Annotated in this window: 20 protein-coding genes; 13 read left to right on the plus strand and 7 right to left on the minus strand. The window is 65.2% G+C overall.

Annotated elements, in window-relative coordinates:
* The first annotated feature begins 346 nt into the window (after nucleotides 1-346).
* Both CLV78_RS04695 and CLV78_RS04700 read left to right on the plus strand, forming a co-directional pair.
* Entirely contained in the window at nucleotides 347-964 is a 618-nt protein-coding gene (locus CLV78_RS04695) for a MarC family protein (protein WP_106203566.1), read from the plus strand.
* 72 nt (nucleotides 965-1,036) lie between these two features.
* Nucleotides 1,037-1,618: a retropepsin-like aspartic protease family protein gene (locus CLV78_RS04700; protein WP_106203567.1), complete on the plus strand. Its 582-nt coding sequence runs from the start codon at nucleotides 1,037-1,039 to the stop codon at nucleotides 1,616-1,618.
* 109 nt (nucleotides 1,619-1,727) lie between these two features.
* Here CLV78_RS04700 and CLV78_RS04705 read toward each other — a convergent pair whose 3' ends face one another.
* Nucleotides 1,728-2,300 (minus strand): NADPH-dependent FMN reductase, encoded by a 573-nt coding sequence (locus tag CLV78_RS04705; RefSeq protein ID WP_106203568.1) that lies wholly within the window; start codon nucleotides 2,298-2,300, stop codon nucleotides 1,728-1,730.
* A gap of 139 nt (nucleotides 2,301-2,439) precedes the next feature.
* Between CLV78_RS04705 and CLV78_RS04710 the strand changes: the two genes are divergently transcribed.
* Both CLV78_RS04710 and CLV78_RS04715 read left to right on the plus strand, forming a co-directional pair.
* Complete coding sequence (locus tag CLV78_RS04710; RefSeq protein ID WP_106203774.1) at nucleotides 2,440-3,315, plus strand: LysR family transcriptional regulator; 876 nt, start codon at nucleotides 2,440-2,442, stop codon at nucleotides 3,313-3,315.
* A gap of 111 nt (nucleotides 3,316-3,426) precedes the next feature.
* Nucleotides 3,427-3,837, plus strand: a complete 411-nt coding sequence (locus CLV78_RS04715; RefSeq protein ID WP_106203569.1) for a c-type cytochrome — start codon at nucleotides 3,427-3,429, stop codon at nucleotides 3,835-3,837.
* Nucleotides 3,838-3,942: 105 nt separating this feature from the next.
* Here CLV78_RS04715 and CLV78_RS04720 read toward each other — a convergent pair whose 3' ends face one another.
* Nucleotides 3,943-4,401 (minus strand): DNA polymerase III subunit chi, encoded by a 459-nt coding sequence (locus CLV78_RS04720; protein ID WP_106203570.1) that lies wholly within the window; start codon nucleotides 4,399-4,401, stop codon nucleotides 3,943-3,945.
* 5 nt (nucleotides 4,402-4,406) lie between these two features.
* Nucleotides 4,407-5,882, minus strand: a complete 1,476-nt coding sequence (locus tag CLV78_RS04725) for a leucyl aminopeptidase (RefSeq protein WP_106203571.1) — start codon at nucleotides 5,880-5,882, stop codon at nucleotides 4,407-4,409.
* 156 nt (nucleotides 5,883-6,038) lie between these two features.
* Between CLV78_RS04725 and CLV78_RS04730 the strand changes: the two genes are divergently transcribed.
* The 8 genes from CLV78_RS04730 (at nucleotide 6,039) to CLV78_RS23780 (ending at nucleotide 15,066) form a co-directional block, all read left to right on the plus strand.
* Nucleotides 6,039-6,710 (plus strand): DUF2270 domain-containing protein, encoded by a 672-nt coding sequence (locus CLV78_RS04730; RefSeq protein WP_106203572.1) that lies wholly within the window; start codon nucleotides 6,039-6,041, stop codon nucleotides 6,708-6,710.
* Nucleotides 6,711-7,191: 481 nt separating this feature from the next.
* Nucleotides 7,192-8,352, plus strand: coding sequence for an LPS export ABC transporter permease LptF (lptF, locus tag CLV78_RS04735; RefSeq protein ID WP_106203573.1), 1,161 nt, complete (start codon nucleotides 7,192-7,194; stop codon nucleotides 8,350-8,352).
* Complete coding sequence (gene lptG / locus CLV78_RS04740; RefSeq protein WP_106203574.1) at nucleotides 8,349-9,455, plus strand: LPS export ABC transporter permease LptG; 1,107 nt, start codon at nucleotides 8,349-8,351, stop codon at nucleotides 9,453-9,455. The genes lptF and lptG overlap by 4 nt, the downstream gene beginning before the upstream one ends.
* Nucleotides 9,455-11,647 carry an LPS-assembly protein LptD gene (locus tag CLV78_RS04745; RefSeq protein ID WP_106203575.1) on the plus strand — a complete coding sequence of 731 codons (2,193 nt, stop codon included), beginning with the start codon at nucleotides 9,455-9,457 and terminating at the stop codon, nucleotides 11,645-11,647. The genes lptG and CLV78_RS04745 overlap by 1 nt, the downstream gene beginning before the upstream one ends.
* 77 nt (nucleotides 11,648-11,724) lie before the next feature.
* Complete coding sequence (locus CLV78_RS04750; RefSeq protein ID WP_281261125.1) at nucleotides 11,725-12,966, plus strand: SurA N-terminal domain-containing protein; 1,242 nt, start codon at nucleotides 11,725-11,727, stop codon at nucleotides 12,964-12,966.
* Nucleotides 12,966-13,967, plus strand: coding sequence for a 4-hydroxythreonine-4-phosphate dehydrogenase PdxA (gene pdxA / locus CLV78_RS04755; RefSeq protein WP_106203577.1), 1,002 nt, complete (start codon nucleotides 12,966-12,968; stop codon nucleotides 13,965-13,967). The genes CLV78_RS04750 and pdxA overlap by 1 nt, the downstream gene beginning before the upstream one ends.
* Nucleotides 13,968-14,063: 96 nt before the next feature.
* Nucleotides 14,064-14,909 carry a 16S rRNA (adenine(1518)-N(6)/adenine(1519)-N(6))-dimethyltransferase RsmA gene (rsmA, locus tag CLV78_RS04760; RefSeq protein WP_106203578.1) on the plus strand — a complete coding sequence of 282 codons (846 nt, stop codon included), beginning with the start codon at nucleotides 14,064-14,066 and terminating at the stop codon, nucleotides 14,907-14,909.
* Between the two features lie 7 nt (nucleotides 14,910-14,916).
* Entirely contained in the window at nucleotides 14,917-15,066 is a 150-nt protein-coding gene (locus tag CLV78_RS23780; RefSeq protein ID WP_158263425.1) for a hypothetical protein, read from the plus strand.
* Nucleotides 15,067-15,131: 65 nt separating this feature from the next.
* Here CLV78_RS23780 and CLV78_RS04765 read toward each other — a convergent pair whose 3' ends face one another.
* The 3 genes from CLV78_RS04765 to prfA all read right to left on the minus strand — a co-directional run bounded on the left by CLV78_RS04765 (nucleotide 15,132) and on the right by prfA (nucleotide 17,996).
* Entirely contained in the window at nucleotides 15,132-15,884 is a 753-nt protein-coding gene (locus CLV78_RS04765; protein ID WP_106203579.1) for a DUF4167 domain-containing protein, read from the minus strand.
* A 226-nt stretch (nucleotides 15,885-16,110) separates the two neighbouring features.
* Complete coding sequence (gene prmC, locus CLV78_RS04770) at nucleotides 16,111-16,944, minus strand: peptide chain release factor N(5)-glutamine methyltransferase (protein WP_245924830.1); 834 nt, start codon at nucleotides 16,942-16,944, stop codon at nucleotides 16,111-16,113.
* On the minus strand, nucleotides 16,941-17,996 hold the full coding sequence (gene prfA, locus CLV78_RS04775; protein WP_106203580.1) for a peptide chain release factor 1: 1,056 nt from the start codon (nucleotides 17,994-17,996) through the stop codon (nucleotides 16,941-16,943). The genes prmC and prfA overlap by 4 nt, the downstream gene beginning before the upstream one ends.
* Nucleotides 17,997-18,058: 62 nt before the next feature.
* Here prfA and CLV78_RS04780 point away from each other — a divergent pair, with 62 nt between their 5' ends.
* Nucleotides 18,059-18,340, plus strand: coding sequence for a hypothetical protein (locus CLV78_RS04780; RefSeq protein ID WP_106203581.1), 282 nt, complete (start codon nucleotides 18,059-18,061; stop codon nucleotides 18,338-18,340).
* An 857-nt stretch (nucleotides 18,341-19,197) separates the two neighbouring features.
* On the opposite strand, the gene speB is transcribed toward CLV78_RS04780, so the two are convergent.
* On the minus strand, nucleotides 19,198-20,169 hold the full coding sequence (gene speB / locus CLV78_RS04785) for an agmatinase (protein WP_106203582.1): 972 nt from the start codon (nucleotides 20,167-20,169) through the stop codon (nucleotides 19,198-19,200).
* Nucleotides 20,170-20,310 lie beyond the last annotated feature (141 nt).

The following is a 20,310-nucleotide window of genomic DNA, read 5'->3' on the forward strand; positions in this document are numbered from 1 at the left end:
GCGTATCGACGTAACGGCAACGTGACGACAACCCTTCGGTGGCCGTGCCGCCGAAGCACGCAACGAATGAGGGAAAACATGTCCATGACTGTAATCGCGGCGCTGATCTGCGGCGCATGCCTGACCTATCTCGTGATCTCGCGCACGCTCAAGAAGCGCCGCAAGGAAGAGGCCGATTCGGCCCAGTGACTCCGGCACGACCACACCGGAACCACCGGGGGCAGCGCGCGTTTTCGTGCGCTGCTTTCCCATGGCATTGGCACTGACCGGGGCACCCGCCCCACGCGCGATCGGCTTGCGGGAATTTTGGCGTGACCCCGGCCGGCTTCGGCGCTAAAGCGCTGCCATGGACATGACGTTTTACATCAGCGCCTTCGTGGCGCTCTTTGTCATTATTGACCCGATTGGCCTCGCGCCGGTCTTTCTTGCGTTGACGCAGGGCCATAGCGACGCGGAGCGGCGGGCCATCGGGCGACGGTCGCTGCTGCTTGCACTCGCGTTGCTGACAGTCTTTGGCCTGCTGGGCGAGGCTGTTCTGAATTTCATCGGCATTTCAATGCCTGCCTTCCGTATCGCCGGTGGCATCCTTCTGTTCCTGACTGCGCTCGACATGCTGTTCGAGCGGCGAACGGCGCGACGCGACCACCAGGCGGAGGAAGAACGCCCCGACCCGTCTGTCTTTCCGCTCGCCATCCCGCTGTTGTCCGGTCCCGGTGCGATCACCACCATGATCCTGCTCGTGGGACAGAGCGACGGCGCGGTCCAGGCCGGCGGTGTCTTTGTCGTCATGGCGCTGGTGCTGGCCGTCGTGGCCTTCATGTTCCGCATGGCCGGACCGCTCGAACGCCTGCTCGGACGGACAGGGACCGTGGTGGCCACGCGTCTGCTGGGAATGCTGCTGGCGGCGCTCTCCGTGCAGTTCGTGCTTGATGGGCTGCGAGGTGCCGCGCTCCTGCCTGCGTGACCTGATGCGACTGGCAAGTGATTGGCACCGTGCCTACATCTATCCCGACGCCACGACCATCAAGGACCCTGAATGAGCTCTGACCAGACCGCCTCGCTGATCTACCTTGTCCTTCTGGGCTGCGTGATCGGCAGCTATTTCTTCGTCTCCCACCGCATGTCGCTGGGACGCGGATTGCGTATGGCAAGCCTGTGGGTGTTCATCTTCATCGGAGTGGTGGTGTCCTACGGGCTCTGGGAGGACCTCAGCGATACGGTCATGCCCCGGCAATCGGTGGTATCCGAGGAAGGCCGGATCGAAGTGCCGATGATGCGGGACGGCCACTATCATCTTGTGCTTGGGGTGAATGGCGTGCCGGTGCAGTTCGTGGTCGATACCGGGGCGACGGATATCGTGCTGTCGAAGCAGGATGCGGAGCGGGTCGGGCTCGATCCGGATGCATTGCAGTATTTTGGCAGCGCGATCACGGCCAACGGCGAGGTTCGAACGGCTCGCGTGCGTCTTGACGAGGTTGACCTTGGTGGGATCGTCGACACCGGGGTGCCTGCCGTGGTCAATGGTGGCGAAATGAAGGGATCGCTGCTTGGCATGCGCTATCTCAACAGTTTCGCGGAAGTGAGTTTTGGCGGCGGCAAGATGGTGTTGACCCGGTAGCATTCTGCCCGGGTCGCGAGCTGCCGACACGCGCGGGCGTTTTAAGGTCATCAAGACTGTTGCGCCGGGGCGCCGTGCGCCCCGGCCGGGCCGATTGGCAACACGCCAATCAGGCAGCGGCGACCTGTTCCTGCGTCAGGCCAGACAGCGCCGAACGCAGGGCGGCGGCCTCGTCCGGGGAGGTCACGATGCCAGTTTCCGCATCAACCTTGTCAAAATAGCTGCCGATGGCGAGGCTGCCGCGCAGATCGGCGCCGAAGAACGGCGCAGTGGCCGTTGCGGTGCCGAGCACGTTGGTGCCGCCCCGCGGCCCGGGAGAGGTCGCCAGCATCACGACAGGCTTGTTCTGGTAGATGCCCATGTCGATCCGGCTGGCCCAGTCGAAGACGTTCTTGAAGGCAGATGTGTAGGAGCCGTTGTGCTCCGCGAAGGAAACGATCACTGCATCCGCCGCGCCGATCTTGTCGAAGAACGCACGGGCCTCTGCGGGCACGCCGCCTGCCAGTTCCCGGTCGGGGCTGTAGATCGGCATTTCGAAATCGTTGAGGTCAATGGTCTCGATCTCGGAATCCGGTGCGATTTCGGCCTTGAACACCTCGGCTGCATGTTCGGCAAGACGCTTGTTGATCGAGTTGGAATTGTTGCTCGCGGCGAAGGCGAGGATCTTGCGGGGGGTATGCATGTGATCTCTCCGGTATGAGGCGAGGCGGCAGCGCCGCCCTGTCGTTTGTGTCTTTGGTGGGAAGATGTATGCTGCACATTTGGAACTCAACGCGCGCTTTTCCACAGAACATGCGCGCAAAATGTGCACTGGACCGGCAATGGACAAATGGACGGAATTGCGCACGGCCTACAGCGTGGCGAAGCTCGGCACAGTGAGCGCGGCCGCAGAGGCGTTGGGGTATCACCGGGCAACGGTGAACCGGCATATCGATCTGCTGGAAGAGACACTCGGCGCGCCGATCTTTATTCGCCATGCACGGGGATATGCACTGACGGATCTGGGCGAAGACATGCTGCAAGTGGCGCAAAAGACAGAAGAACTCACCAATGATCTCGCGAACCGTGCGCGCAGCGGCGACGCCGGGCTGGAGGGGGAGATCCGGGTGACTGCGCTCCCCGTCTTTCTGCGCATCCTCATGGGGCCGATAGAGCGGTTCCGGCAGGACAACCCGCGTTGCCGTGTCTCCATCCTCGCCTCTTCCGAGCTTGCACGGCTGGAACATGGCGATGCCCACGTGGCGCTCCGGGTGGGCGAAAGGCCCGATCACCCGGACTACGTTGTCACCCCCTTCGGCTCCACCACCACCAACCTCTACGCACAGGAAAGCTACATCGCGCGAAGGGGGATGCCGGCGGGAGCGCACGATCTTGACGGGCACGAGTTCGTGGTGCTCCAAGGCCTCCCGCAACGCCTGCCCTTCGCCAGATGGTTCACCGAGCGGGTGTCGCAATCGCAGATCGCCGTGTCCTCGGCCCACCCGCAGGCGGTGACCGAAGCGGTCAAGGCCGGCCTCGGGCTGGGCTTTCTGGGCGAGATCGACGCGGAGAGACGGCCGGATCTCCACCCGGTGTTGCCCCCCGAGGAAGCCTGGGCATCGCAGCTCTGGCTGGTAACGCATGTGGACCTGCACCGGACAGAGAAGGTTCAGGCGATGCTGAAGTGCCTGCGGGAGGTCCGATGCCCCGATCCATGACCTGTGTCATGGCGCCGTCGCCGCATTCGCGGTAGACTCGGAGCATGGAGGCCCGCCCCGGATGCTCCGACACCAAGGGCGCCCCGCCTCCGCAAAGAAAGGAGGCCAACCATGCGTAGAACAATCAGACTCCTGTGTATCATCGGAGCTGCCGTGCTTGCGCTCGGCGCTGGCGGCGCGGTCTCCGAGGAAGATCTCGGACGCCAGGAATTCATGAGCGCCTGTGCCTCTTGTCACGGTGCCGACGGGAAAGGCGCCGGCGACGTGGCGAAGTTCCTCACGGTCGATGTGCCGGACCTGACCGGTCTTGCGCAACGCCATGACGGCAAGTTCCCGATGCTCGACGTGATCCACATCATCGACGGGCGCACCGGTATGCGCGGCCACGGCAGCGAAATGCCGGTCTGGGGAGCTTTTTTCTCCAAACGCGTAGGCGAGAGCGCGGGCGTCTTTGGCGGAGAAGCCATCGTCCGAGGCCGTCTGCTGTCGCTGGCCTACTACCTGGAGACCATCCAGCAATAGGCCAGCCGCTTCGGGCCTTTCGGGGGGGGGAAGGGTCGGAGTCACGCCGCGCGGCCCCCGGGTCGCGCGGCGTCATCGTGCCATGTGATCGGCCGGCGAGTGGTTTCAGCTCTCCGCCTTCATTTCCCACTTGCCGCTTTCTTCCGACCAGTATTGCGCGGACGCCCCGTCGCCGGTGAGCGCCTTCCACTGGCCACGGGCGTGCTGCACCGCCGCCTGATCGTGACCATCGAACAGGATGCAGACGCGGTCCATGCCGGCGATTTCCTCGACACTGACGGCGGCGCCGTCAATGGACATCAGGCAGGCCGCCCCGTTCGGGACCTCCTCTGAGCCGGTCAGGAGCACCGGCTGGTCGGCATCATGCGGCCCGCCCGAAAGCCCATGCGGCAGAAAACCCTCCTCCGGTCCGAGCCAGAGGCGTTGGTCGAGCCATTGTAGACGCCGTTCGTCGTTGCCGCGCACCACCACCCGCCAGCCACGCTGCATGGATTTCTCCAGCAGCATCGGCAGCGTCACCTCCAGCGGGTGACGGGTGAGATGGTAGAAGAACGCCTGCCCCATCGCAGCTATGCGCCCTCGTATCCATCCCGGATCATCCGGTCGAGCGCCATCACGCCCCAGCCGGAGGCGCCTTTCGGCGCCCATGCCGGGGGCTTTGCAGGCTGCGCGACACCGGCGATATCGAGGTGAATCCAGGGCGTGTTGTCCTTGACGAAATTGTGCAGGAACTCCGCCGCGGTGATCGAACCGCCGGCCCGGGTGCCCACATTGCGCATGTCGGCCTTGGGCGATTTCAGAAGGCTTGCGTAGCCCGGACCGATCGGCATTCGCCAGGCGCCCTCCCCCTCGGTCTTCGCGGCGGCGAGAAAGGCATCGGCAAAGGCATCGTCGTTGGAGAAGACGCCCGCGTTGTCATGGCCGAGCGCCACGATGATGGCGCCGGTGAGCGTGGCCAGGTCGATCATCCCGCAGGGATTGAAACGATCCTGCGCGTACCACATCACGTCGCCCAGCACGAGGCGCCCTTCGGCATCTGTATTGATCACCTCGACGGTGTCACCCTTCATCGAGGTGACGATATCGCCCGGTCGCTGGGCCTTGCCATCGGGCATGTTCTCCACCAGCCCAACGATACCAACCACGTTCGCCTTCGCCTTGCGCAGCGCCAGCGTCTTCATCACACCCGAGACCACGCCGGCCCCGCCCATGTCCATCGTCATGTCTTCCATGCCGGCGCCGGGTTTGAGGCTGATGCCGCCGGTGTCGAAGACCACGCCCTTGCCGATCAGCGCAAGCGGGGCCTCTTCACCGCCCCCGTTCCATTGCATGACGACCACTTTGGACGGGCTCTCCGAGCCTTGCCCCACCCCCAGCAGCATCGTCATGCCGAGCTTGCGGAGGTCCTTTTCGCCGAGCACCTCGACGGTGATGCCCAGCTCTTCCAGCTCCACAAGCTTCAGCGCGAAACTCTTTGTGGTGAGGTAGTTGGCGGGCAGGTTCACCAGATCGCGGGTCAGGTAGACACCGTCGACGACCGCGTTGACCGCAACCATCTCCGCGCCGAGCGCCTTGTGCCCCGTGGCCATCACGGTGACACTTCCGCCGGCCGGCTCGGCGGCTTCGCCGGTACGGCATTCCTTGAAGGCGTAGCTACGCAGCAGAAGCCCCTGCAGGACGTCCGAGAGCCGCTTGCGCGTTCCGCCCAACACCAAGAGGTCGTGTTTGCCACGCGCAGCACCTATGGACGCGCCAGCATTCCGCGCCGTCTCCGGCTCCGGGTCGGTTCCCAGCCGGACCACCTGGACCGCTACCGCGTCCAGCCCCGCCGGCCAGCCCAGGTCCGAGGCGTCGCCATCGTCCATCTTGCCAAAGGCCTCGCTCTGCACGAAGCGATCCAGCGCCCCGTTGCAGAGCTTGTTGACCCGTCGCGCGGCCTTGTCGAGTTTTCCGTCCTCGGGAACGAAGACGATGATACGGCCTGCGAATGCGGGGATCGCATCGAGGTCGGTGGCGCAGATATCAACGGCTGGCGCGTTGGTCATTGGGGGATCTCCGTTCAGCTTTCACAATTCCTAGCCGCCACGCGGGCGATGTACCAGAGCCACGCGACAGCGATTGCGCCGACGCCCGGTTCCCATGGCCCCCCGGCGCGTCTACGGTGGCCACAGGACTGTGTTCAGGCGTCGTGGGGAGGACAGATGCAGGACAAACCCGGCAAGCGCGAGTTCACCGCCGCCGAGATCGGCGCGCTGGCGCATCTCTATCGCGGCGAAGTCTACCGCAGCACGATCTGGCGGACGCGGCTGGACACGACAACGAACTGGTCGATCGTCTCACTCGGCGCCGCGTTCTCGATCTGCTTTTCCTCTCCCGAGGCATCGTCGCTGCCACTGCTGCTGGTTGGTGTCCTGATCTGGACCCTGATGTTGCTGGAGGCGCGGCGGTATCGCTATTTCAACGTCTGGCGCGCCCGGGCCCGCTACCTGGAGACGCATTTCTACGCGCCGCTGCTTCTCGATGGCGATCTGCATACGGAGGAGGACTGGCAGAAGGTCCTGGCCGAGGATTACTGGCGGCCCGACTACCATGTCAGCCTGCTGACGGCGATGGGTCGGCGGATCCGGCGCAATTACCTGTGGATCCTGACCGTACAGATGGCCGCTTATGTCGGGAAACTGGTAATCCACCCCGTACATGCCACATCGTTGCAGGACGTTGTCGACCGGGCCGACACTGGCCCCCTGCCCGGCGAATTGGTGATCGGGTTTGGCCTGGCCTACCTTCTGGCCTTCCTGTTCATCGCCCACCTGACAGGCCGCCGCGACGCCGCCAGCACGGCGCAGCGGGGTCGCGGCAGATCGCTGGGCTAGGAACGCCCGCGCAGCTACCCCCTCGGGCCTTCGTGGACCGGATCGGGTCCTGCGAACGATCAGGCGCGCCGGTGGCCGGGCGGTTGGATAGCCCGGCACCCTGATTGCAGGTGTGCGCCCGGTCCACGCGCGCTCGTCCCACCGCCCCGCCCCGGGACACTTCTCCCCATCCCGGAACGGGGCGACGCTCGCGCTTCGATCAGGAGGCCACATGCGGTCACGATTTGGTGAGACCGGAAACGCCGCGCGACCGCCCGTCTCACCACGTTCCATTGCTGCCGAGCCGCGCCGAACGCCTTGCCACGGGCGCCTACGCCGGAACCGCATCCGACAAAGCCGCCACGCCGGATCGGCGAGGACACGCCAAGAGCGCCAGGGGGGTGCGCAACTCCACCGATCCCGCACAATATCGCGCGACGGGTTTTACCCGTGACCCGATATCGTCTAATCCGGAACAAACAATAAGCCGGAGCAGAGCCGCGTGGCGCGATTCGACCGATACTTCCTCTACCAGTTGACCGTGCTTTTCGGTTTCTTTTCGCTGGTGCTGGTCTCGGTCTACTGGATCAACCGGGCCGTGATCCTCTTCGATCAACTGCTGGCGGACGGCCAGTCCGCCGGTGTCTTCCTCACGCTGACCCTCTATACCCTGCCGAACGTGATCCGCATGGTGCTGCCGATCTCCGCCTTCGTCGCGGCTGTCTATGTCACCAACAGGCTGACGACCGAGAGCGAGCTGGTGGTGGCGCAGGCGACGGGCATGTCGCCCTGGCGCATGGCCCGCCCGGTGTTCCTGTTCGGCCTGCTGGTCTGCGTCCTGATGATGGTTCTGGTGCATTTCCTGGTCCCGATGAGCCGCACCCAACTGGCCGAGCGGTCCGAGGAAATCGAGGCCAATGTCGCCGCGCGCATGCTGACGGAGGGGCAGTTCCTGCACCCTGCGAAGGGTATCACCTTCTACATTCGCGAGATCACCCGGGAGGGCGAACTGAACGATGTCTTTCTCGCCGATGCCCGCGCCGATACCACCCGAACGGACTACATGGCCACGCGCGCCTATCTGGTACAGGAGGGCGGCGCGCCGAAACTGGTCATGGTGGATGGCTCCGCCCAGACATACCAGCGCGAGGATGGACGGCTTCTTGTCACCACCTTCGACAGTTTCACCTACGATGTCGGCGCATTGATGGAGAACTCTGGCCGGACCCGGACGGACGTACGGGAATACGACACGCTCACGCTCTTCTCCCCGGATCAGGCCGCGCTCGACGCCACGCGGCGGGACCCGTCCAACTTCTACTACGAGGGGCACCTGCGCATTGCCCAGCCGCTCAACCCGCTGATTGCCGCCCTCATCGGTTTCTCCGCGCTCATGGTGGGCTCTTTCAGTCGCTTCGGCGTCTGGAAACAGATCGGTGTTGCCGTGGTGCTGATCATCGTGTTGCAGGCGATCGAGAACGGTACCGCCGATGTCGCCCGCAGCGACGCGTCCCTCTGGCCGCTGATCTACCTGCCGACCATTCTGGGGCTCGTGATCGTTGCCACCTTGCTGTGGCTGGCCGGCCGGCCCGCGTTGTTCAAGCGGGTGCCCCGCGCGAACGCGTCTGACGTTGCCCCGGGCACGGCGGGAGTGGCGACATGAAGCTCCAGTTCTATTTCGCCCGCAAGTTCCTGATGACCCTGCTGGGGATTTTCGTCGTTTTCGCCGCTTTCATCACCCTGCTGGACATGGTGGAGCAGATGCGGCGATTCGATTCCTCGGAGTTGTCCTTTGCCGGTGCGCTTGAACTTGCGCTGCTGTCCTCCCCGGAGACGCTCTACTCGATCCTGCCGCTCGTGGTCATGCTCGCCACGCTGGCGCTGTTCCTGAACCTCGCGCGGACGTCGGAACTTGTGGTCACCCGGGCCACCGGCCGCTCTGCGATCCGGGCCATGATCTCTCCGGCGCTGGCCGCGGCGCTCGTCGGCGTTCTCGGCGTCACGGTGATGAACCCGCTCGTGTCGGCCACGAAGCATGTCTATGAAAAACGAGCCGCCGAATACTCCGGCAACGGACGCTCGGTGCTGTCTGTCAGCGGCGAGGGCCTGTGGCTCCGGCAGGGCGGGCCAGAAGGTCAGACCGTGATCCGCGCGGTGCGGACGAACATAGACGGAACAGTGCTTTACGACGTGACATTCACGGGATTCGCGCCGGAAGGATCCGGCGTATCCGGCCCCGTGCGCCGTGCCCAGGCCGGCAGCGCGACCCTCATCGATGGCGCCTGGAAGCTCAATGACGTGAAGCTATGGCCGCTCGGTGTTGCCAACCCCGAGCAAGAGGCCTCCTATCACCACGAACTACTGCTGCCCTCGACCCTGACGCAGGAGCAGATCCTTGACAGCTTCGGCTCGCCCGCAGCTGTATCGATTTGGGATCTGCCCGCCTTCATCCGCAACCTCGACGAGGCTGGTTTTTCCGCCCGGCTGCATCGTGTCTGGTTCCAGATGGAACTGGCGCTGCCGTTGTTTCTCGCCTCCATGGTGATGATCGGCGCCGGGTTCACCATGCGGCATACACGGTTCGGGCGGACCGGGCTCATGGTCCTCTTCTCGTTGCTCATGGGCTTCTCGGCGTTCTTCATCCGCAGTTTCGCGCAGATCCTCGGCCAGAATGGGGATATCCCGGTCTCTCTCGCGGCATGGGCGCCACCGGTCATCGCCATACTGATGTCGCTGGGCATCCTCCTGCACCTGGAGGATGGTTGATGCCCCTGCCCTTCGCACCCCCCGGTAAGCTCGGTCGGCGGGGCACGCGATGCATCCGGGGCCAGACCACAATCGCCATCGGGATCGCCGCGGCGCTGCTGGCCGCGCCAGCGACCGCGCAGGTGCAGGCGCCGGAGAGCACGTTCTCCACCCTGATCGCCGACCGCGTCGACATCACCGAGGACGGAAAGCTTGTCGCCACGGGCAATGTCGAAGCGCTCTATGGCGACACGAGGATCAAGGCAGGCCGCATCATCTACGACGACGATACGGGTAACTTGCAGATCGAGGGGCCGATCGTGATCACCCAGGGCGAAAACGCGCTTGTCCTGGCCGACAGTGCCGAGCTTTCGACCGACCTGACGGAAGGGTTGATCCGCTCTGCGCGCGTGGTTCTGGACCAGCAACTGCAACTGGCCGCAACCGAGATCAACCGCGTGAGCGGCCGCTACACGCAACTCTACAAGACGACCGCCTCCTCCTGTGAGGTCTGCGCCGCTCACCCGGTGCCGCTGTGGCAGATCCGTGCCCGCCGCGTGGTCCACGACGAGGTGGAGCGGCAACTCTATTTCGACGACGCGATCTTCGATGTCGTGGGGGTACCTGTGGCCTACCTGCCGCGCCTGCGCCTGCCTGATCCGACGCTCGACCGGGCGACCGGGTTTCTCACCCCGAGCCTCCGTTCCACCGACGAACTCGGCTTCGGCGCGAAGATCCCGTATTTCATCAAGCTCGGCGATTCCCGTGACCTGACGGTGACGCCTTACCTGTCGACCAACCGGACCCGCACGCTGGAATACCGCTACCGGGAGGCGTACCGCGGCGGCGATATCGAAGTGAACGGCGCCTTCAGCAAGGATGACATTGTCGATGACCCGCGCGCCTACCTGTTCGCGGAAGGGGAGTTCAGGCTGCCGCGCAACCTGAAGCTCGAATTCGACGTGGAGCTGACCTCTGACGACACCTATCTGCTCGACTACGATTATTCCGACAAGGACCGGCTCGACAGCGCACTGACGATCTCCCGCGCGGACCGTCGCCAGCTCGTGGTCGCGGAGCTCATCGCCTACGAGTCGTTGCGGTCCTCAGAGGACAACGAGACACAACCCTTTCTCGTCGGCGACCTGACATGGATCGAAAAGTTCCAGCCGCGGTTCCTCGGCGGCATCGCCCGGTTCGAACTTGACGGGCATGGCCACCAGCGCAACAGCAACAAGGATGTGGTGGGACGGGACGTGACGCGGATCTCCGGCGCGCTGGACTGGCGGCGCGACTGGAAGGGACCGTGGGGGGTGCTTTTTTCCACCGCTGCGCAGGCCCAGATGGACCACACCAGCGTCTACAACGACAGCACCTATCCCGACGACATCTCCGAGTTCACCCCATACGGTCTTGCCGAAGTGCGCTGGCCCTGGATCAAGCAGGGCGCTCGCGCAGGGCATGTGATCGAGCCGGTGATGCAGATGGTCTGGAGCCCCGATGACGGAAAGGACACGCCGCGGGACGAAAGCACCCAGCTTGAGTTCGACGAGGGCAACCTCTTCTCGCTGTCGCGCTTCCCTGCGGGGGACGCGCTGGAACGTGGGCTCAGGGCGAATATCGGGGTGAGCTGGACCCGCTACGACCCGACCGGCTGGTCGCTGGGGACAACTGTCGGGCGGATCCTGCGCGAGCGCGATCTGCACCAGTTTGCCGGGTACGAGAGCCTTGACGGGTTGCGCTCGGACTGGCTCGCCGGGGTGCAGCTGCGCCTGCCCAACGCGATGTCCTTCACCAACCGGACGCTCTTCGACGACGCCTTCGACGTGACCAAGAACGAGCTGCGCTTCGACTGGGAGAACGAATGGATCGATATCGGGTCTTCCTACATCTGGATGGAACCCAGCGTGGCGGAGGATCGCGACGCCGTCACCCATGAGCTGACGGTGGATGGCGACTGGCAGGTGAATGACCGTTGGCTGACAACGGTCGATGTGCGCTACGACATCGAACTGAACCGCTCCGCCTCGGCGCGGTTCGGGCTGGAATACAGCACCGAATGCGCCACCTTCGACTTCTCGATCCGGCGTCGGTTCACCTCTTCGGCGCAGATCCGCCCGACGACGGACTACAATTTCGAGATCAAGCTGGCCGGGTTCGGGGACACCGGCTCCGGGCGGCAGCGCCCCAGCCGGCCGGGCTGCCGCCTCTAGTGCGGCTTGTGGGACCGGCGGTGCTGGCTTAGAACGCGACAAGGGCTTCGGACAGGATCCGGGGCGAACGGCAGGAAGTGCAGGAACGAATGGCGATGGTGGTCAGACTTCTGGTGGCGGTTGCGGTGTTTGCGGGCTGGGTTGGCCTCGGCACCGAAAGCCGGGCGCAATCGAACCTCTTTGCCCCCGTGGCCAAGGTCAACGACAGCACGATCACCCGTTTCGAGCTGGAACAGCGGATCACGATGATGCGTCTTTTCCGGGCCCCCGGTGACATCGAGGAAGAGGCGCTCAAGGCCCTGATAGAAGACAGGCTGCGCCAGCAGGCCGCGGCGGAAATGGGCATCGTACTCGATCCCGACGAAATCCTCAGCGGCATGGAGGAGTTCGCAGGGCGCGCAGACATGGACGCGGAGACCTTCACCAGCATGCTGGCTGCTGACGGTGTCACCTCCGAAACCTTCCGGGATTTTGTCGAGGCGGGCCTGCTGTGGCGCCGCGTGGTGCAGACGCGGTTCGGGCCGCGCACCCAGGTCACCGACGCGGAGGTCGACCGGGCGCTGGCGCTGACCTCCCGTCGTGGTGGCGCCGAGGCGTTGCTGGCGGAAATCATCCTGCCGGCCCGCAACCAGGAAGAGCTTGAGCGATCCCAGGCGCTCGCAGAGCAACTGACCGAGACCATCAGCACGCCTGGCGCCTTCGCCGCCGCCGCACGCCAGTATTCCGCCGCCACGAGCGCGGCAAGCGGTGGGCGCATGCCACGCGCCCTGCCCCTCACCGAACTGCCACCGCCACTGCGGGCGCAGATCCTGACGCTTGCGCCCGGGCAGATTGCCGAACCGCTGACAGGCGGCAATGCGATCGCCTTGTTCCAGTTGATCGAGTTGCGGGAGACGGGCTTCGCCGAGGCCACGAACGTGACGCTGGAATATGCGCGCTACCTGATCCCCGGCGCCGGGACAGAGGCTGCCGCGCGCGAGGCGCGGGAGGTGAGAAACCGCGTCGACACCTGCGAGGACCTCTACGCGGTGAACCAGGGGCAGCAGCCCGAACGGCTGGAGTTCCACACACTGCCCGTGTCGCAGGTTCCGCAGAGCATCGCCCTCCAGTTGGCAAAGCTGGATCCAGGAGAGATCTCGACCAGCACCAGCCAGGCCGGATCGCTGGTCATGCTGATGTTGTGCAGCCGGACGGAGAACTTCGAGGAAGCGCCCGACCGGGAGGACGTCCGGCGCAGCCTCGTCGGGCAGCGCGTTGCCTCCTACGGCGAAGGTTACCTTGAGCAGCTGAAAGCCGACGCGATCATCCGGTACCCGTGATGGCAGAGCCTTCCCCGACGCTTTCGGCGGTGTTGCCACCGGTGATGACCTGCGGCGAACCCTCCGGCGTCGGCCCGGAGATCGCGGCCCGCATTCATGCCGAACACGGCGCAAGCCTGCCATTTGCCTGGATCGGCGATCCGGCGCATTTGCCACCCGGCACCGGGATCGTGGAGATCGCGCGCCCGGCGGAGGCGCCAGAGGCGGCCCGTGACGGCCTGCCCGTGCTGCCGACACCATTCCCGAAGCCTGCGGTTCCGGGAACCCCGGACCCCGCCAACGCCGCCGGTGTGATCGAGGTCATCGCACGGGCGGTGGACCTGGCCAGAACCGGCGCCGCCGGCGCGATCGTCACCGCCCCCATCAACAAGAAGGCGCTCAAGGACGGCGCGGGGTTCGCCTATCCCGGTCACACCGAATACCTCGCCGCGCTGGCGGGGGTGGAGCGCGTGGTGATGATGCTCGCCTGCGATGCCTTGCGGGTCGTGCCCGTTACGATCCATATTGCGCTGGAAGACGTCCCCGCAGCCCTGACGGAGGACCTGCTGTCCGAGACGATCCGCATCACGGCGCGGGCGATGGCGCGGGATTTCGGTATCGCACATCCGCGCCTTGCCGTGGCGGGACTGAACCCCCATGCCGGCGAGGGCGGAACCATGGGCCGGCAGGAAGGCGAGATGATCGCGCCCCTGCTGGAGCGGCTCTGCGCCGAGGGGTTCGCCCTGTCCGGCCCCCTGCCCGCCGACACGATGTTCCACCCCGAAGCCCGGGCCCGCTACGATGCGGCGCTCTGCATGTACCACGATCAGGCGCTGATCCCGATCAAGACGCTGGACTTCGCGCGCGGCGTGAACGTGACGCTGGGGTTGCCATTCATTCGCACCTCGCCCGATCACGGCACCGCCTTCGACATAGCCGGAAAGGGAATCGCGGATATCCGCTCGACGGTGGAGGCGCTGCGAATGGCCGTCCGGATGGCGCAGGCGCGGGCCGAAGCGTGAGCGGACGTGTGGGCACATCACGGGCCGTGGGCCAGTCCGACCCCGAATGCGCAGCGCCCCCCGGCGCGGGCGGCAATGCCCAAATGACAAAGGACCCTGGCCGTGGCTATTGACGGGCTTCCCCCCCTGCGAGAGGTCATCGCAACCCATGAACTGGCGGCGAAGAAATCGCTGGGTCAGAATTTCCTGCTCGACCTGAACCTGACGTCGCGGATCGCACGGATCCCGGGCGACCTTTCGTCAGCGTCTGTGCTCGAGGTCGGACCGGGTCCCGGCGGCTTGACCCGCGGGCTGCTGGCCGAAGGCGCGGGCCGGGTCCTAGCGATCGAGAAAGACGCGCGCTGCCTGCCCGCGCTGGCCGAAATCGCCGCGGCCTACCCGGAGCGGCTGGACGTCGTCGAAGGGGATGCGCTCGACATTAATCCGCTCTCGCATCTGCAGGCGCCGATCCACGTCGTGGCCAACCTGCCCTACAACGTGGGCACGGAATTGCTGGTCCGCTGGCTGACGCCCGCAAACTGGCCGCCCTACTGGGCCTCGCTGACGCTGATGTTTCAGAAAGAGGTCGCGGAGCGGATCGTCGCCACGCCGGGCTCGAAGGCCTACGGCAGGCTGGCCGTGCTCGCCCAATGGCGATGCGAGGCGCGGATTGCCCTGCGGCTGCCCCCGGAGGCCTTCACACCGCCGCCCAAGGTCAGTTCCGCGGTGGTCCATCTGCGACCGCGCCCCGAACCGCTCCATCCGGCCGATCCGGAGGTGTTGAGCCGGGTCGTCGCCATGGCCTTCAACCAGCGACGCAAGATGCTGCGCTCCGCATTGAAGGGGCTGGGCGGCGATGTCGAGGGATTGCTGTCCGACGCAGGCCTTGCCCCGACAGAGAGGGCCGAACGCGTCGATATCGCCGGGTTCGCGGCACTCGCCCGGGCGCTGGCGGCACGATAGCCCCATTGTGCGGGCCGATGCTGCGCTCCGCATTGAAGAGGTTGGGGGGATTATCGAGGCGTTGCTGTCCGACGCTGGCCTTGCCCCGACAGAGAAGGCCGAACGCGTCGATATCGCCGGGTTCGCGGCACTCGCCCGGGCGCTGGCGGCACGATAGCCCGACAGCGCAGACGATGCCGCCAATGACGTCCCCGGCGCCTGCCGGGGCGTAATCGTTTCAGGTTACTCGGCGGCTTCCGAAGGCCCCTCGCCGCCCTCTACCGGGGCGTCTTCCGCTTTTTTGGCAGGCGCCTTGCGGGTGCGTTTCTTCGGAGCGGGAGCGGCCGGGGCATCGGCGGATTCGCCGTCCGTGGAAGCGGCTGCCGGTGCGTCGGGCTTCGGCGCACGCGGTTTGCGCACACGGGGCGACCTGGCTTTCGGTTTCGGCGCGGTCTCAGGGGTTTCCACCAGACCGGCATCGGCAGCGGGCGCACTCTCAAGACCGACAAGGTCCGGCTGGGGCGCGCTTGTCATCGTGTCTTCGATCAGGTCAGGCTGCTCGCTCTGCGCCGGATCGACCGCCTGCAATGCTTCCGCCGGCGGCTGATGCTGGGGCTGCTGCTGCGGCCGCGGCTGTTGATCCTGACCGCCACCTCCGCCGCCACGGTTCGCATTCTGCTGATTGTCGGAGTGACGTTCCCGCTGACGCTCGCGGTTCTGCTGTTCCTGCTGCTCGCGACGGGCTTCCTGTTCCCGCTGCGCCTCGCCCAGCATTCGCGTGTAGTGCTCGGCATGCTGCTGGAAGTTCTCGGCGGCTACACGGTCGTTGCCAAGCGTCGCATCGCGGGCAAGCTGGGTGTACTTGTCGATAATCTGCTGCGGGGTGCCACGCACCTTGCCTTCCGGACCGGAAGAATCGAAGACCCGGTTGACAATGTTCCCTACCGACCTCTGACGGTTCGACTTGGAACGCGAACGTGACTTTGATGATCTCATTGGTTTCTTTGATCCGCCTTGTTGCGGTGAGCCGGACCTTGTGTCCCTGACAGCGGGAAGAAAAATCCCGTCGCATGGTCCGCGTTGTTGTGGTTGCTCGTACGGGGGGCTGCTGCCCGTCGCTCCGTACACTGTCTGATAATCATGGGATACCGCCGGTGACAAGTCAAAAACCGGTAACTCACGCCATTTTGGGGCGTTCGGGCGCGGAATCGTGCCTAAAAGGCTACGATTTGGCCGTTGGACGGCGTGCAGCGACCACTCTGTCGCGCCCGTCGAAATCTGGGTGGACGGTGATGTTCTCAAGCCCGGCCTCCCCGAACAGGCCGGCAACAGCCTCGCCCTGGGTGGGGCCGATCTCGACCAGAACCCGGCCGCCGGGGACAAGATGCGCGGTGATCCCGGCCGCAATGGAGCGATAGGCCGTGAGCCCGCAGGCCTCGTCGGTCAGCGCCATGCGCGGCTCCCAGTCACGCGTCTCCGGCGCGAGGTCCGTCATTTCCGCGGCGGCGATGTAGGGCGGGTTGGAGACCATCAGGTCGAAGCCCCCTTCCACGGCGCCGTACCAGTCCGACTTCTGAAACGTTGCGGCAATGCCGAGCCGCTCGGCATTGCGCCGCGCCACCGCGAGCGCAGCCCCTGAAAGATCCGTACCGACGCCTTGGGCCGACGGACGTTCCACCAGCAATGTCAGAAGGATACAGCCCGAACCTGTTCCAAGATCCAGGACCCTTTCGAACGGTTCCTGCAAGGCATGCGCAATCAGGTCCTCGGTCTCGGGCCGCGGGTCCAGAACGTCTGGCGTGACCTCGAACCGGCGCCCCCAGAACAGCCGTTCGCCGACAATCTGCGACACGGGCTGTCGTCGCTCCCGCGCCTTCAACGCCCGCTCCAGCGCCGCCTCCGCCTCGAACGGATCCCGCATGGCAAGGGACAGGCGATCGGGTGCGATCCCGGCGGCGAAGGCCACCAACCGGCGGGCATCCCGCTCCGGGGTGTCGATCCCGGCCGCGCGCAGCCGCAACTGCGCCTCCGCGACCGCCGCCGCGATTGTGCTCACGTGCCCAGCTCGGCCAGCTTCCGGGCCTGGTCGTCCGCAACCAACGCGTCGATCACCTCCGACAAGTCCCCCTGCATCACCTGATCAAGCTTGTAGAGGGTCAGGTTGATCCGGTGGTCCGTCATGCGGCCCTGCGGGAAGTTGTAGGTTCGGATGCGCTCTGACCGGTCCCCGGAGCCGACCTGGCTCCGGCGATCGGCGGCCCGCTCCGCGTCGGCCTTCTGCCGCTCGATATCGTAGAGCCGCGCGCGCAACACCTGCATGGCGATCTCGCGGTTGCGATGCTGGGATTTCTCGGAACTGGTGACGACGATCCCGCTCGGAAGGTGGGTGATCCGGACGGCCGAGTCGGTGGTATTGACGTGCTGGCCGCCGGCACCGCTGGCGCGCATCGTATCGATCCGCAGATCCGTGGACGGGATGGCGATGTCCACCTCCTCCGCCTCCGGAAGCACCGCGACGGTCGCGGCGGAGGTATGGATACGCCCACCCGATTCCGTTTCAGGCACGCGCTGCACGCGGTGAACGCCGGATTCGTACTTCAGCCGGGCAAAGACACCCTCGCCCTGCACGTGAATCACCGCTTCCTTGATCCCACCCAGCTCGGTTTCCTGCGCCTCGATGACGTCGAACTTCCAGCCCTGCGCCTCCGCATGGCGCTGGTACATGCGCAAAAGATCACCGGCAAAAAGCGCCGCCTCCTCGCCGCCCGTTCCCGGCCGGATCTCGATCATCGCCGGGCGGGCATCGGCGGCATCCTTGGGAAGCAGCGCCATCCGCAGGGCCTGCTCATGCCCGGGCAGGCGTTCACGGAGGACCGGTAGCTCCTCCTCCGCCAGTGCCTTCATCTCCGGATCGTCCAGCATTGCCTCCGCCTCCGCGATATCGGCAAGGCATTGCTTCCACGCGGCGATTTCGGCCACAACGGGCTTCAGATCGGCATATTCCTTGGCGAGGCGTGCGATCTCGCTTGCCTCGGCACCACCTGCCATCTTCGCTTCCAGAAACTCGAAGCGTGCGGCGATCTCGTCCAGTCTGTCCTCGGGAACCATGCCGGCTGCCTGCCGCAAAGAGCAGGTTTGGTCAAGAGCACAGACCATGCTAGGATTCAGGAATGCGCTGGATAACGGTTTTTTTCGCGGCACTGCTCACGCCACCTGCTGTCGCAGACGTAAAGACACCCGCAGGCAAGGTTATCGACTGTTACTGCACCGACTCCACCGGCAGTCGCGTGGAACTGGGCGAGATGATCTGCCTGCATGTCGACGGACGCATGTTCATGGCGCGCTGCGAAATGTCCCTCAACAACCCGATGTGGCGTGAGGTCAGCGAAGGATGCATGAGTTCCAGGCTACAGAGCGTGGCGCAGGAAGACGAGCGGCCCCGGACGTTTTGACCCGTCGCATTTGGTTCAGCCGGGCACGCGTCGGAAGCGCGCGACACCTGAGTCCATCGCCAGAGGCGTCGGCCGGGCCGGAATGGGAGTGACCACCTCTGGCCGGCCAATTTCCAACCAACGTGGTGCACGTATCCATCATTGACGTCGGCATTCAGACGCCGCGAACGATGTCAGGACCGCAGAAAACGCTCAGAGTAACTTTTTTGGCCGGTATTGGACGGTTGCTCCAATGCTGACCGCAAAGCCCGCCAGCGACCCCGATTTGCCTGGCTCATGTGTTCCCCTACGGTGGCGATCAAACAGCATGTCGCCTGCGTGCCGCCCGGCACCAACGTCTGATCCGAGGCGGTCCATAGCCCCGGATCCTATACTGGCTACGTGACGGAGACCCCGGCATCACGGCAGGAATCGGTGACCCCGGCGGCGCTGACCGTCTTTGCCGGGAAATCCCCGTTGCCAGAGACACAACCGCGGAGAGGACCTGCAAATCGACCGCCAGCAGAAGCTGCAGGGTTGCGACGCCTGCGCCCCGTGGCCCCACACACGACAGCGGCAATCGCCACCCATAAGCGCCTTTGGCGTGGGATCTGGTCAGATTGGTCAAACCTACCGCGGCGATGAAAGCTCGCAGGCAAGAAGCAAATACAATTTATTTGAATAGCTTACCGGACGTTCCTCAGTTGCCAGACACGGGCCGCGTGACGCCGGGATCGGGATTGCTCGCTCCTCGAATGAGTCGCGTCTCCGCTCTCCCGGCGCTGACGGCAATGGGTGCCTTCGGACAGCCGGCTACGGCCAATGCCCTGCCCAGACACTCTCTGTGGTCGTATGCGCGTTGGGATACCCTGCCTCAGTTACCGGCCTGCCTGCCGCCGCGTCCAGCACCACAGGCACAGGAGTTCCGTCGCGACATGGGCCCCGGCAATCGCAGTCGCCCCACTGGTATCGAACGGCGGGGAGACCTCGACCACGTCACCGCCGATCATGTTGATCCCGGCCAGGTCCCGCAGGATCGCCGCCGCCTGCCAGGAGGCCAACCCGCCCCAGACCGGAGTCCCGGTGCCGGGCGCGAATGCCGGATCAAGCGCATCGATGTCGAAGGTCAGGTAAACCGGGCTGTCACCGACGATCTCCTTCACCCGCGCCGCGACCTCGCCGGGGGCGGCCTCATGCACGCTGCGCGCATCGATCGTATGCACACCCAGCGTGTCCTCATTGGTGGTGCGTATCCCGATCTGGACGGAACGTGCGGGATCCACGATCCCCATCTTCACCGCCTTGTAGAACATCGTGCCGTGATCGATCCGGTCCATGTCATCGTCAGGCCAGGTGTCGGAATGAGCGTCGAACTGCACCAGCGACATCGGTCCGAACCGCTCGGCATAGGCCTGCAGGATCGGAAAGGTGATGTAGTGGTCACCGCCCAGCACAAGGCTCGCGGCGCCCGCATCCAGGATGCCGCCGATGTGGTCCTTCAGCGCCGCCGGGAACGCCGGGACCATGGCATAGTCGAAGGCAAGGTCGCCGTAATCCACCACCGCGAACTCAGAGAGCGGATCGAACCCCCAGCCATAGGGCGGATCAATGGGCTGCAAGGTACTCGCCTCCCGAATGGCCCTTGGCCCCAGCCGGGTCCCCGGGCGGTTCGTGACCGCCTGGTCGAAGGGGACACCGGTGACGGCCAGGTCAACCCCGGCTAGGTCCTTGGTATAGCGCCGCCGCAGGAAGGAGGTCGCGCCTCCGAAGGTGTTTTCGCTCGCCAACCCACGCAGATCCTTGCGCGTGAACGCGAGATCCACCTCGTTCTTTGCATCTTCCAACGCCATTGGTCTTCTCCCCTTTTTGCCCGGGATTGCCGTCGCATCACGCCCCGACAGGTGGCCCAAGGACCCGGCGTGTGCTTGCAAACTCACCCGAGGCCCCATTCGCTCCCCTTGATCCATAAACCCGCGGGACTCGCAACGGCA

It is taken from the genome of Aliiruegeria haliotis (genome assembly GCF_003003255.1).
In the GTDB taxonomy this organism is placed as follows: Bacteria; Pseudomonadota; Alphaproteobacteria; order Rhodobacterales; family Rhodobacteraceae; genus Tropicimonas; species Tropicimonas haliotis.